This is a genomic window from Paenibacillus soyae (assembly GCF_024623455.1).
Taxonomy (GTDB): Bacteria; Bacillota; Bacilli; order Paenibacillales; family Paenibacillaceae; genus Pristimantibacillus; species Pristimantibacillus soyae.
The window spans coordinates 269,743-282,774 of record NZ_JANIPJ010000004.1 but is presented as its reverse complement, the minus strand read 5'-3'; the positions used below and the strand labels follow the sequence as shown (position 1 = coordinate 282,774).

Annotated in this window: 10 protein-coding genes; all 10 read left to right on the top strand. The window is 56.6% G+C overall.

What is annotated here, in order from left to right; translation table 11 throughout:
- Positions 1-134: 134 nt before the first annotated feature.
- The 10 genes from NQZ67_RS08150 (at position 135) to NQZ67_RS08105 (ending at position 13,027) form a co-directional block, all read left to right on the top strand.
- Positions 135-1,616: a tagaturonate reductase gene (locus NQZ67_RS08150; RefSeq protein ID WP_257444453.1), complete on the top strand. Its 1,482-nt coding sequence runs from the start codon at positions 135-137 to the stop codon at positions 1,614-1,616.
- Positions 1,613-3,124, top strand: a complete 1,512-nt coding sequence (locus tag NQZ67_RS08145) for a UxaA family hydrolase (RefSeq protein WP_257444451.1) — start codon at positions 1,613-1,615, stop codon at positions 3,122-3,124. Before NQZ67_RS08150 ends, NQZ67_RS08145 begins: the two co-directional genes overlap by 4 nt.
- A gap of 21 nt (positions 3,125-3,145) precedes the next feature.
- Positions 3,146-4,180 carry a dienelactone hydrolase family protein gene (locus NQZ67_RS08140; RefSeq protein WP_257444586.1) on the top strand — a complete coding sequence of 345 codons (1,035 nt, stop codon included), beginning with the start codon at positions 3,146-3,148 and terminating at the stop codon, positions 4,178-4,180.
- A gap of 525 nt (positions 4,181-4,705) precedes the next feature.
- Positions 4,706-5,668: a transposase gene (locus NQZ67_RS08135; RefSeq protein WP_257444450.1), complete on the top strand. Its 963-nt coding sequence runs from the start codon at positions 4,706-4,708 to the stop codon at positions 5,666-5,668.
- 696 nt (positions 5,669-6,364) lie between these two features.
- Positions 6,365-6,913 (top strand): RNA 2',3'-cyclic phosphodiesterase, encoded by a 549-nt coding sequence (thpR, locus tag NQZ67_RS08130; protein WP_257444449.1) that lies wholly within the window; start codon positions 6,365-6,367, stop codon positions 6,911-6,913.
- Between the two features lie 278 nt (positions 6,914-7,191).
- Complete coding sequence (locus NQZ67_RS08125) at positions 7,192-8,379, top strand: acetyl-CoA C-acetyltransferase (RefSeq protein ID WP_257444447.1); 1,188 nt, start codon at positions 7,192-7,194, stop codon at positions 8,377-8,379.
- A 45-nt stretch (positions 8,380-8,424) separates the two neighbouring features.
- A complete protein-coding gene (locus NQZ67_RS08120) occupies positions 8,425-9,276 on the top strand; it encodes a 3-hydroxybutyryl-CoA dehydrogenase (RefSeq protein WP_257444446.1) in 852 nt (283 codons plus the stop codon).
- 14 nt (positions 9,277-9,290) lie between these two features.
- Complete coding sequence (locus NQZ67_RS08115) at positions 9,291-10,433, top strand: acyl-CoA dehydrogenase (protein WP_257444445.1); 1,143 nt, start codon at positions 9,291-9,293, stop codon at positions 10,431-10,433.
- Positions 10,434-10,452: 19 nt separating this feature from the next.
- Positions 10,453-11,625, top strand: a complete 1,173-nt coding sequence (gene mmgD / locus NQZ67_RS08110) for a citrate synthase (RefSeq protein ID WP_371825280.1) — start codon at positions 10,453-10,455, stop codon at positions 11,623-11,625.
- Positions 11,591-13,027 carry a bifunctional 2-methylcitrate dehydratase/aconitate hydratase gene (locus NQZ67_RS08105; protein ID WP_257444584.1) on the top strand — a complete coding sequence of 479 codons (1,437 nt, stop codon included), beginning with the start codon at positions 11,591-11,593 and terminating at the stop codon, positions 13,025-13,027. The genes mmgD and NQZ67_RS08105 overlap by 35 nt, the downstream gene beginning before the upstream one ends.
- The last annotated feature ends 5 nt before the right edge of the window (positions 13,028-13,032 follow it).

The window sequence follows — 13,032 nt, the reverse complement described above, 5'->3', positions numbered from 1 at the left end:
CTCCTTATTATGGACGGCTCTTTGTTCTAAAATATCAAAATAGAGTACATTTCTGCAAGATGTCGCAATATGATTGTTTATGTTGATTTTATAAAATGGAAGTATATTCGAGACAAAGAAGGAGCTGTGCAGCGATGTTGACACTGAATCGAAGCTTGCACGAAACGGAAAGCACGGGGAGGAAAGAAGCGCCGGTTACGATTCTCCAAATCGGCGAAGGCAACTTTTTGCGCGGGTTCGCGGATTGGATGATCCACGAGTGCCGGAAGAAAGGGCTGTATGAGGGCGGAATCGCGATCACGCAGCCCCGGCCGACGGGACGGGCAAAGATCGAAAAGCTGGCTTCGCAGAACGGATTGTACACGCTCGTGACCCAAGGCATCGAGAACGGAGAGCCGGTCATGCGCCGGGAAGTGATCGACGTTTTCTCCGAAGTGTTCGATCCTTATGAGGATTGGCAGCGCTTTAAGCGGATCGCCGTTAGTCCGGACCTTCAGCTTGTCATCTCCAATACAACGGAAGCTGGGCTGACGTATCGGCCGGAAGAGCTTGGAGAGGGCGCGATTCTATCGTTCCCTGGCAAAATCGCGTATCTGCTTCATTTGAGACATGAAGCGTTCCAGGGCGCGACGGACAAAGGACTCGTTTTCCTCCCATGCGAGCTTCTGGAAAGAAACGGAGATTCTCTCCGCGACGCGGTTCTTCGCTATGCGGACGATTGGGGCTACTCGGATTCGTTCAAGCACTGGGTGCTGGAGAACAACCGCTTCCTTAATTCCCTTGTCGATCGCATCGTGACGGGCTATCCGGCGGAAGAGCAGGCGGAATCGTGGTTCGCCGAGTGGGGCTATCGGGATAGCATGCTGTGCACCGCCGAGCCCTACCATCTATGGGCGATTGAAGCCGACGAAGAGATGGAGAAGCTGCTGCCGCTGAGGAAGGCTGGTCTTAACGTCTTCTGGACGAATGATCTCAAGCCGTTCCAGCAGCGCAAAGTACGGATTCTGAACGGCGCGCACACTTGGATGGCGACGCTTGGACTGGTGAACGGCGTGCTTCATGTCGGCGATTTGCTAGAGCATTCCAAGCTGGGGTCAAGCGTAAGGGATGCCGTATCGCGGCATATTTTGCCGGCGCTGCCGTATCCGGAGGAGGAACTTCGCGCTTACGCCGGGGACGTGTTCGAACGGTTCGCGAATCCGCATATCCGCCATCGGCTTGCGGACATCGCCATGAACGCGCTGAGCAAGTTCAAGGTGCGGTTGCTGCCGACGATCGCTTATTACGCGGAACGCGGCGACGATATCCCGGAGCTTCTGGCTCTAGGCTTCGCGGGCCTGCTTCGTTATTACAAGGTGAAGCGGGAAGCCGACGGCTCGTATGTGGGACGTACGCTGGACGGTGAGGCGTACTCCGTGAGGGACGATGAAACAAAGCTCGCGTTTATCGCGCGGCATTGGGAGAGAGCGGGCGCCGCAAACGCCGAGCCGATCTCCGTCGCGACATCGCTGCTCGCGGAACGGGAGCTATGGGGAGAAGATCTCTCGACATGGAGCAATTTGGCGGAGGCCGTGGCGAAGCAGCTGACTGAACTGGAAAGGGGCGTATATCAATGAGCGATTGGATCAGGCTGTCGGCGAAGGATCAGGTCATCGTCGCCCTGCGGCCTCATGCCGCGGGCGAGGTCGTTACGATTGAGGACGGAAGCCAGCTGACTTTGACGGCCGACGTCCCGAAGGGACATAAAATAGCGACCGTTCCGGTTCGGAGCGGACAAGACGTATACAAATTCGGCTACTCGATCGGGAAAGCGAAGTCGGATCTTGCGGTAGGAGACTGGGTGCACACGCATAACTTGCAAACGGGGCTCGGCGACATTCTGGACTATCGCTATGAGCCAAGCGAGGAGTCGGCTCCATCGGTGAGAGACGTGTCCGTTCCTTCTTCCAGTGCGGCGACGTTCCAGGGCTACGTCCGTCCGGACGGCTCCGTCGGCATTCGCAATGAGCTATGGATCATTAACACCGTCGGCTGCATTAACAAAATGTGCGAGCTCCTGGCCAAACAGGGAGAAGCGCAGTTCGGCTCGGAGCTGGACGGCGTTCACCACTTCGCTCATCCGTTCGGCTGCTCACAGCTTGGAGACGACTTGACGCATACGCAGAAGCTGCTGGCGTCGCTTGTCCATCATCCGAATGCGGGAGGAGTGCTTGTCGTAGGGCTAGGCTGCGAGAACAACGGCATCGACCTGTTCAAGAAAGCGATCGGCGAATACGACGAACGCCGCGTGAAGTTCATGCGCGTACAGGAGGAAGAGGACGAGCTGGAGACGGGCTTGCAGATGCTTGAGGAGCTGGCCGAATATGCGGGTTCGTTCCGCAGGGAGCCGGTACCCGTCTCCAAGCTGAAGATCGGCCTCAAGTGCGGCGGCTCCGACGGCTTGTCCGGCATTACGGCCAATCCGCTCGTCGGCGCGCTGTCGGACCGGCTGATCTCGGCGGGCGGCACGGCGATTTTGACGGAAGTGCCGGAGATGTTCGGCGCGGAGACGATTCTGATGAACCGCGCGGAGGACGAGAAGGTATTCGGCGATATCGTGTCGCTGATTAACGATTTTAAGCAATATTTTATTAGGCATGGCCAGAACATCTACGAAAATCCATCGCCGGGCAACAAGGACGGTGGCATTACGACGCTTGAGGAGAAGTCGCTCGGGTGCACGCAGAAAGGTGGCCATGCCATCGTGCGGGACGTCGTCGCCTACGGCGGACGGGTAAGCCGCAGCGGTCTGAATCTTCTCGAGGCGCCCGGTAACGACATGGTGTCCGTGACGGCGCTGTCTGCCGCGGGAGCGCACATCGTGCTGTTTACGACGGGACGCGGCACGCCGTTCGGCGGACCGGTGCCGACCGTGAAGCTGGCGACCAACTCGGAGCTGGCGTCGCGCAAAAAGAATTGGATTGATTTTAACGCCGGACGACTGCTCGAAGGCGTTTCGATGCCTGAGCTGACCGACGAGCTGTGGCGGGAGTTGATCGAGCTGGCATCGGGCGAGCGGCGGACGCATAACGAACGGAACGGATTCCGGGAAATCGCGATTTTTAAGGACGGCGTCATTTTATAGGGAAAGGAAGGGTGAACATTGATGAATTGGAACGGGGATGAATGGCTGGAAGGGCTATATCGGGAAGCTCTTCTTCGCCATAAGCAGCTAGCGGAGACGGAGACCTGGCAGGAGAGAAAGTCGCGTCTGAAGTCCGCGCTCCTGGAATCGATAGGCACCTTTGAACCGAGCCTTGCGAGCAACCCGAAAATATTGGAACGCGTGGAGTGCGACGGGTATATAAGAGAACGGGTCGAGCTCAGCGCGACGCCCGGTCTAACATTTGCGGCATATGTGCTAATGCCAAGTCATGCTTCCGGGCCGCTGCCCGGGGTGCTTGCCTTGCATGGGCACGGTTATGGCAGCCGCGAGATCGTAGGACTTAAGCCGGATGGTACGCCGGATGACGGCGTACCCGGCTCGCACGGGCATTTTGCCGTTCAATTGGCAAAGAAGGGAATGGCCGTTATTGCTCCCGACATTATCGGCTACGGCGAGCGTAAGCTTCTCTCTGATTTGAGGCAGGATCCGAACGCGCCGAACTCCTGCTATACGTTATCGACGACGCTTATGATGCTCGGCAAGACGTTGACGGGCATCCGCGTATGCGAGGCGTTGGCGGCTTTCTCTTATTTGGAAGGAAGGCCCGAGGTTGACGGGCAGCGGGTCGGAGCGATGGGGTTTTCGGGAGGGGCATTAATCGCCTATGTGGCAGCCGCGTTGAATGAGCGAATCCAGGCGACCTTGTTAACCGGTTTTACGAATACCTTCAAGGACAGCATCCTGGCCATGCGCCATTGTATCGACAACTATACGCCGGGCTTGCTGCGCCACGCGGAGCTTCCCGAGTTGATTGGTCTTATCGCGCCTCGGCCCTTGTTTTTGGAATCGGGCGAACGCGACCGTTTATTCCCCGTTGACAGCTTTCGCGCGGCGGCCGCTGCGATTGAAGGGATTTATAAGAAGGAAGGCGCGCAAAACAAGCTCGCCTTCGATGTGTTTCCCGGCATTCACGAAGTAAGCGGACGCCATTCCTTCGACTGGCTGAAAGAACAATTGTCGGGACCACAGGCGTGAACCCCGACCTACATAACCTGTCAATAACAGTGTTAATGTGAAATTACAGTGTTAATGTGTGATTACAGTGACGCTGTCTAACTGCAAATTGCAGCATTGCTGTGTACTGATATCACTCCGCCAACCTTTTAGCCACTCTCCCTTTTTCTCAGGAACCCACTTATCTCAAAATCCTGGGGGCATGAGGGCTAAGGTAAAAGACATGTATTTGCCTACCTTAAGTCACTCTCCCTTTTGCTCAGAAGCACGCAAGACAGCGATATTAACTTTATTAACCGATCAACGGGCTTCCTCGAAACAGAGGAAAGCCTTTTTTCCTTTTTTGGTGTTTGCCTACCTTAAGTCACTCTCCCTTATGCTCAGGAGCACGCAAGACAGCGATATTAACTTTATAAACTTATTAACCTGACCGAAGGGTTTCCTCAGTATTATGGCAAGCTTTTTTTGAGAAAATGTTGCGGGTATCCGAAAAATTTGGTAAGATAAATGAGAACAAGTGTTCCTATTCTATGAAAAGGTGGTTGCATGATGCACTCATTAATTGCACAGTTCGAATCCCGGTTCCCGGATGAACAAGCCTGCGCAGATGCCGTACAGCTGTGGAAATGGCCGAACGGATTTTGCTGTGCTGCATGCGGCCATCGCGAATCTTACAAGATCGACACACGGAGATTGCCATTGTTCGAATGCCGGATTTGTAAGAGACAAGCCTCTTTAACCTCCAATACGTTGATGCATAAGAGCAGCACCTCTTTAAAGCAATGGCTGCTCGCCGTATTCCTTGTGTCCTCTTACGATAGAGGCTTGAATGCCGTCATGCTGTCCCAGGTGCTGCAAGTTACTTATAAAACGGCTTGGAGAATGCTGCACCTTATTCGGGTTGCTATCTCCCGGATGGACGAAGATCAGATTCTGCAAGGCAAGGTTGAGGCAAAGCTGGAAGTATGGATGCGGCATTTGTTCCCGACGGACGACAATTTGCAGACGGAGAAGCCGGTTATAATTGCCAAAGGTAGAGGCGGCCAAGGAGAAATATACTATAAGATGAAGCTGATCGATAGGAAGCAGCAGGCTAGAATGCCCTTATTGGAAGTGGAGAAGACCGCGTTTGTAGATCGATACTGCGATGGTTTAAACTCAAACGTACAATTCAATGGACGTTCGCAGCAGCTTCGGAAACAATCCATGCACACGTACAAATTGTATGCCACTGATAGAGAGGACGGAAGCAGCCTTGATTTCCAGTCTATCATCCATTCTCGCAAGTATCCTTTGTCTATTGTAGCGTCCGAAGCTTTTCAATGGTTGAATGACCGGTTCCATGGATTAGGCAGAAAGTACGTCCAGTTTTATCTGGACGAATATTGCTTCCGATTAAACGTTTCAAATAGGGAACCTGTGCAAGCGACGGAGTTGTTGTTGTCGCGTATGCTAATGCCCTTTCAAGTGAAGCAACAGCGGGCATTAAATCCGCAAAGAGCGGCGTGATTAGTCACGGAAAATTAAATCAAGCCAGCAAGTCTCATTTCATGGAGTATACGCGAAAATAGTATCCGTCTAACGTTCGTGGAGCGTTCGGACATTTAAGGTCGACGTATTTCCTGTTTTGTTTACCGTATTTCCTTTCCCTTCGATTTTAACTCTCCCTCAACTTCCGGAGGTTTACTCGGGACGCATGCGAGTAGTGATCTTAGAGAATAGCAGAAATCGTAATTAAACAAGCCATAGTGCCAAGTTGTCGTTTGGTTTTAGTTATCAAACATTGATTTTTGTAGCTGTTGGAACGGGAACTCTATTACATATTTATGAATGAGGTTCAAGGTTCTATTTATATATTGTGATTCCGGAATTATCGAGTTGTATGCTATTTTTCCGTTGGCTTGCGATAACCAATTACCTGAGCTGATGGGAGAGTGTATAAAAGCCAAATTAGCAAGAGTCGGAAAGGGAGTAAGAGTAAGAGTAAGAGTAAGAGTAAGAGTACGAACGGGAATAGGAATAGTGAAGTATGAGACGTGTGGCAGGCACGGGGGAGTACGTGAAAAACTAGTGAGTGTCGAGTGAGCGTCGGGATACGGATGGAACGGGGATTATATAGCGGGGTTTAAAAAGATGGTAAGGAATCGGTTAACTAGGGAATGCTGGTGTTGAGACCGATTATTTGGCTAAAGGAGGCTGGTACTTGTGCGCTTGTTTGTCGCTTTGCCCGTGAGGGGGGCGGCCGCGGACGAATTAAGCGAGTGGGTGCATACCCAACGTCCGAGGTTGCCGTTCCGCAAGTGGGTGCATGCGCAGGACTACCACATTACGCTGCAGTTTCTGGGCGAATTGGAGGAAGCCCGATTAGGGGAGCTTCGCCATGCGCTTGAAGGCGTTCGCGTGAATGAGATGAGTCTTCGGTTGAACGGCGGCGGGACGTTTGGGCCGTCCGTTGCTCCCCGAGTGTTATGGTCGGATATTGCCGGCGACCTGGCCGAGCTGCAGGAGCTGCACCGGGGAGTCGTTCACGCGACGCAACCGCTAGGGTTTATTCCCGAGGAGCGTCGTTATACTGCGCATATCACGCTGGCGCGAAGCTATGGCGAAGGAGCGGCGCCATTTCCGCGAGAGTTGCTGGCCGAGATGCCTTCCGGCGCAGGTTGGACGGCGGACCGGATTGTGCTAATGCGCACCCGGATGCATGAATCGCCAATGTACGAGATTATTGGCGAATACGGACTGCAGAAGCCATAAGATGAATGGCGATTATGGACAGCAGCTGCCGCAGGACGATTCGTGAATATGGCCTGCAAAAGCCGTAAGAAGAATGGCGGCTAGGACTGCAGCAGCCGCAAGATGATTGAACAATACGAACTGCAATAGTCGTAATGTCGTTAGACGTCGAAATAGACAAGGCGAGTATTGCCCCTCTGGGGTGGTGCTTGTTTTGTCTTTTTTTCTTGGAGCCGATTTCTGAGAATCTCGTCCCAGAGCATAGGAATAAGTAAGCCGAGTAACGGGGAGTGGGTGGGATGGCGGAGCGTACGGTTGTGGTCGGAGCGGCAAGGACGCCCTTTGGAAGGTTCGGCGGGGTGCTAAAGCATGTCTCGGCCGTCCAGCTGGGCGGAGCGGCAATCGGCGAGGCGGTGAAGAGGGCCGGTCTCGAGTCAGGCGACATCGAAAAGGCGATTATGGGCATGGTGATTCAGGGCGGAGCGGGGCAGGTGCCATCGAGACAGGCGGCAAGAGAGGCGGGACTGCCTTGGGAGACGGCGTCGGAGACGTTAAACAAGGTTTGCGCATCGGGAATGCGGGCCGTCACGCTAGCGGATCAAATCATCCGCGCTGGAGATGGAAGCGTTATCGTGGCCGGAGGAATGGAAAGCATGTCGGGTGCGCCTTATGGGCTGAAGGGCTACCGATGGGGCAGCCGGATGGGGCATGGCCAAGCGCTGGATCTCATGCTGCATGATGGTCTGACCTGCCCCTTCGGGACGGTTCATATGGGAGTATACGGAGACGAATCGGCGGAGGTACACGGCATATCACGGGAAGCTCAGGACGAATGGGCGTTTCGCAGCCATCAGCGTGCTGTTAAAGCGATTGAAGAGGGCAAGCTGGCGGAAGAGATTGTCCCTGTTCGCACACAAGGAGCAAAAGGCGAAGCTTCGATCGCGGACATGGACGAAGCGCCGCGAAGAGACGCGAGCATCTCCGCGATGGCAAAGCTGCCGCCTTTATTCGGCGAGCGCGGGACGGTAACGGCCGGCAATGCGCCGGGAGTAAACGACGGAGCCGCGGCGCTAGTACTCATGGCGGAGGGGGCTGCGCGAGCGCGGGGCATCCGTCCGCTTGCCACGATAATCGGGCATGCCGAGGTTGCTCTCGAAGCGGAGAGAATTGCCGAAGCTCCAGGGCATGCCGTTCGAAAGCTGCTCTCGGCTGCGGGAGTGGGTTTGGAGGAAATTGCGCTGTTTGAGATTAATGAAGCGTTCGCCGCGGTCGTGCTCGCTAGCGGCAAGCTGGTCGGCTGGAAGCCCGACCTTGTGAACGTGAACGGAGGAGCGATTGCGCTGGGGCATCCTATCGGCGCGAGCGGGGCGCGCATCGTCATGTCGCTAATCTATGAGCTTAGGCGAAGGGGGGGAGGACTTGGCATAGCGGCCATTTGCAGCGGAACCGCGCAGGGAGACGCCGTTCTCTTGAAGGTAGAAGGGTAACCGTCATATGGAAGCGTACGATTCGATATGCGGGAGGGATCAGTCGTGAACATCAATCGAATGATGATTGCGGGGGCCGGGCAGATGGGCAGCGGCATCGCTCAGACAGCAGCCGCGGCGGGCTTGCAGGTGCTGCTGCACGATATCGAATATGCCCGCGCGGTTCGAGGCGTAGAGAGCATTCGAACAATGCTGCGGCGCGAGGTCGATAAGGGACGCAGGACCGAAGAAGAAGCGGGCCAGATCATCGAGAGGATTACTCCTACTGCCGTTCTTGGCGACGCCGCTGGCGCGGATCTCGTCATCGAAGCGATCAGCGAGGACATTGCCGTGAAAACAGAGCTGTTCCGCCGACTGGATGCAATTTGCGCCAGCTCGACCGTCCTGGCTAGCAACACGTCCTCGCTGTCGATTACGCGTCTTGCAGGAGTGACGAAGCGTCCGGACCGCGTTATAGGAATGCATTTTATGAACCCGGTACCGGTTATGCCTCTTGTCGAGGTGGTCCGCGGCCTTCCGACTTCGGACGAGACGACCGCGCTCATCCGTGAGCTTGCCGTGCGGTTAGGGAAGAACCCGATCGAGGCTCGCGACTTCCCCGGCTTCGTCTCGAATCGGGTGCTGATGCCGATGATCAACGAAGCCGTTTTTTGTCTATACGAGGGGGTGGCTTCACGCGATGCGATCGACGGCATCATGACGCTCGGCATGCGGCATCCGATGGGCCCGCTCACGCTGGCGGATCTTATCGGGCTCGATACCTGCTTGTCGATTCTGGAGGTGCTGCACGTTGAATTCGGAGACTCCAAATACCGGCCATGTCCGCTGCTTCGTCAGTATGTTCGCGCAGGCTGGCTTGGACGTAAGACGGGACGCGGATTTTACAGCTACGAATAAGGAGAGGATGCCGCATGTTCTCGTTCACGGAGGAGCAAGAAGCGCTGCGCCGAATGGTGCGGGATTTCGCCAGGCGCGAGATTGCCCCGCTCGTTCCGGTTATGGAGGAGAAGGATGAATTCCCCCTTGCGGCCGTGAAGAAGATGGGGCAGCTGGGGCTGATGGGAATTGCCGTACCCGAGCAGTGGGGCGGCGCGGGGGCGGATTATCTGTCCACGATCATCGCGATTCACGAAATATCCCGGGTGAGCGCCGCGGTCGGCGTCATCTTGTCCGTGCATGCTTCCGTGGCGACCCAGCCGATCCTCAGCCATGGCGACGAGGAGCAGAAGCGGCGTTATCTGCCCAAGCTTGCGGCAGGAGAATTCATCGGGGCGTTCGCCCTCACGGAGCCGAGCGCCGGCTCCGACGCGTCCGGCATTCGAACGACAGCCGAGAAGCGAGGAGAGCAATACGTGCTGAACGGCATAAAAACGTTTATTACGAATGGCGGCTATGCAGACACGTTCCTTACTTTCGCCGTAACGGACCATACGAAAGGAGCAAAGCGTTTATCCGCTTTTATCGTGGAGCGGGGGACGCCGGGGCTGTCGGTTGGCCGGAGCGAGCGTAAGCTCGGACTTCATGGCTCCAGCACGACGGAGCTCGTCTTCGAGGATGTCGCGCTTCCGGCGAGCCAGCTTCTAGGAGCGGAGGGCGAAGGGCTCCGAATTGCCCTCGATCATCTTGAGGGCGGCCGGATCGGCATCGCCGCCCAGGCGCTCGGCATCGCGGAAGCCGCGCTCGGCTATTCGATCGAATATGCGAAGCGGCGCCGCCAATTCGGCAAGCCGATCGCCGAGCATCAGGCTATCGCGTTCAAGCTCGCCGACATGGCGACCAATATTGAAGCGGCAAGGCTGCTTCTCTACCAGGCGGCCTCGCTGCGGAGCCGAGGGATCCGCTGTCCGAAGGAAGCTTCGATGGCGAAGCGGTTCTGCTCGGACGCCGCCATGCATGCCGCGGCCGAGGCGGTACAAATACATGGCGGCTACGGCTATATGCGGGATTATCCGGTCGAGCGATTGTTCCGCGACGCCAAGGTGACGCAAATCTATGAAGGGACGAACGAAATCCAGCGCCTCGTCATTTCGAAGCATGTGCTCAAGGAATCTTGATGCATGGAGGAGGGACAGGATAATGCGAGAATCCGATTATGTACCCGGGCTCGAAAACGTAATCGCCAGCGAAACTTCGATCTCTTATTTGGACGTGGAGAACGAGCAGATCATTATTCGGGGCTATGATTTGATGGAGCTTGCCCGACAGGCCGGTTATTTGGAGGTGGCCGGCTTGCTGCTTGACGGCAGTTTGCCTGGCGTAGATGAGAAGGAGGCGCTAGAGGAACGGTTGAAAGCGGAATACGGCATGAATGATGCCATCTATCGTCTGCTCGCCCTTCTTCCCAAAGACGCGAACATGATGGATGTACTCCGGACGGGCATTTCATCGCTATCAAGCTATGACCCCGAGCTGGATGACCGGTCGCGGGAGGCGAATCGCCGCAAGGCGGTCCGGCTTCTCGCCAAGGTGCCGCAGCTTTGCGCGAACGGCTACCGTATTGTAACGGGGCACGAGCCACTGGCTCCGCGCGCGGACCTGCCCTATTCGGCAGGATTCTTGTACCTGCTGACGGGCAGGGAGCCAAGCGAGCTAGAGGCGAGGTTGTTCGACCAATCTCTGATTGCTTACAGCGAGCATGAGATGCCGAACTCTACGTTCGCCGCGCGCGTGATCGCCTCGACCCATTCCGATGTTTACGGCGCTCTCTCGGGAGGAGTAGCCTCGTTGAAGGGAACGCTGCACGGAGGGGCGAACGAAGCGGTGATGGATATGCTGCTCGAAGCGGAGACGGAAGCCGGGATGGAGACTCTTGTCCGGAGCAAGCTTGCGGCCAAGGAACGGATTATGGGCTTCGGCCATCGCGTCTACATGAAGAAGCCCGATCCTCGGGCGCTTCTAATGAAGGAGGCCCTTGCAGAGCTGTCCGCGGAACGGGGAGACGACCGGCTTCTACGGATGTGCGTCGTCGGCGAAACGATTGTCGCCAGCGAAAAAAAGCTGTTCCCCAATCTCGATTATTACGCGGCGCCGGTCTATCATTTGCTTGGCATCCCGACGCCGCTGTTCACGCCGGTGTTTTTTGCCGCGCGCACGGCCGGTCTGTGCGCCCATGTCATGGAGCAGCATGAGAACAACCGATTATTTCGGCCGAGAGTCCGCTATACGGGGCCGCGAGGCTTGCGGGTCGGGCGCGGCGCGGAGAGGGAGGCGGATCCAAACGGTGGAAACGAACAAGAAAACGGATAAGCTGATCGCGGACATCGCCGATTACGCGTACAGCTATCAACCAGCTAGCGAAGAAGCGTATCGTATCGCGCAGTACGTGCTGATGGACTCCATCGGCACCGCCGTCTTGGCGCTAAGATATCCGGAATGCGCCAAGCATATCGGGCCTATCGTGCCGGGCGCGGTCCTGCCCGGAGGCGCAAGGGTGCCCGGCACGCGTCTCGAGCTGGATCCCGTCCACGCGGCCTTCAACATCGGCTGCCTGATCCGCTGGCTCGATTACAACGACACCTGGCTGGCGGCCGAATGGGGACATCCTTCCGACAATCTGGGGGCGATTATCGCCGTGGCCGATTACTTGAGCCGAACGGCGGCTTCCGACGGACGCCCGCCGCTTCTCATGAGAGACGTCTTGACCGCCGCGATCAAAGCGCATGAAATTCAAGGCGTGCTCGCGCTCGATAACGCCATGAACCGGGTTGGCCTGGATCACGTGCTGTTCGTTCGCATCGCTTCGACCGCGGTGTCGGCCGCGATGCTTGGGCTGACTCGCGAAGAAATCGCGGACGCCGTATCCAACGCTTGGCTGGACGGAGGAAGCCTGCGAACCTACCGCCATGCGCCCAATACCGGCTCCCGCAAATCGTGGGCGGCGGGGGACGCGACAAGCAGGGCCGTCCGGCACGCCCTTATGGCGCAAAGCGGCGAAATGGGTTATGCGACGGCGCTCTCCGCTCCAAGATGGGGCTTCCAGGATGTTTTGTTCGGTGGCAAGCCGCTTACGCTTGCCCGGCCGCTTGGGACGTATGTGATGGAGAATGTGCTGCTCAAAATATCGTTCCCCGCGGAGTTCCATGCCCAGACCGCGGTGGAATGCGCTTTTGCCCTCCATGCTTCGGCGAAGGACCGCTTGGACGATATAGCGGGCATTACCTTGACGACGCATGAATCCGCGATTCGGATCATCGACAAGAAGGGGCCGCTCCATAATCCGGCCGATCGCGACCACTGCCTGCAGTACATGGTGGCGGCGGCGCTCATTCACGGCCATCTCACCGCCGACCATTACGAGGAAGAAGCCGCACGCGATCCGCGTATCGACGCGCTGCGGGAGAAGATGACCGTCGTGCACGACGAGGGCTACAGTCGGGATTATATGGATCCGGAGAAGCGTTCGATTGCCAATGCGGTCCAAATCCATTACCGGGACGGGACATCCTCGGAGAAGATCGTCTGCGATTACCCGATCGGTCACCGCAGGCGGCGCGGCGAAGGACTGCCGAAGGTGATCGAAAAGTGCGAAGCCAGCCTGCTGACCCGTTTTCCGCGGAAGCGCGCCGCCGACATATTGACCGCCGGCTTTGATCCGGTCAGGCTGCCCGAGATGCCGGTGACGCGGTTTATGGAGATGCTGGTCATATGAGTCTT

Excerpts from the sequence above, each read along its gene's own strand:
- NQZ67_RS08125 (WP_257444447.1), top strand. The coding sequence starts at position 7,192 with ATGGCGGAGCGTACGGTTGTGGTCGGAGCGGCAAGGACGCCCTTTGGA.
- NQZ67_RS08140 (WP_257444586.1), top strand. The coding sequence starts at position 3,146 with ATGAATTGGAACGGGGATGAATGGCTGGAAGGGCTATATCGGGAAGCT.
- NQZ67_RS08150 (WP_257444453.1), top strand. The coding sequence starts at position 135 with ATGTTGACACTGAATCGAAGCTTGCACGAAACGGAAAGCACGGGGAGG.
- NQZ67_RS08115 (WP_257444445.1), top strand. The coding sequence starts at position 9,291 with ATGTTCTCGTTCACGGAGGAGCAAGAAGCGCTGCGCCGAATGGTGCGG.
- NQZ67_RS08135 (WP_257444450.1), top strand. The coding sequence starts at position 4,706 with ATGATGCACTCATTAATTGCACAGTTCGAATCCCGGTTCCCGGATGAA.
- NQZ67_RS08145 (WP_257444451.1), top strand. The coding sequence starts at position 1,613 with ATGAGCGATTGGATCAGGCTGTCGGCGAAGGATCAGGTCATCGTCGCC.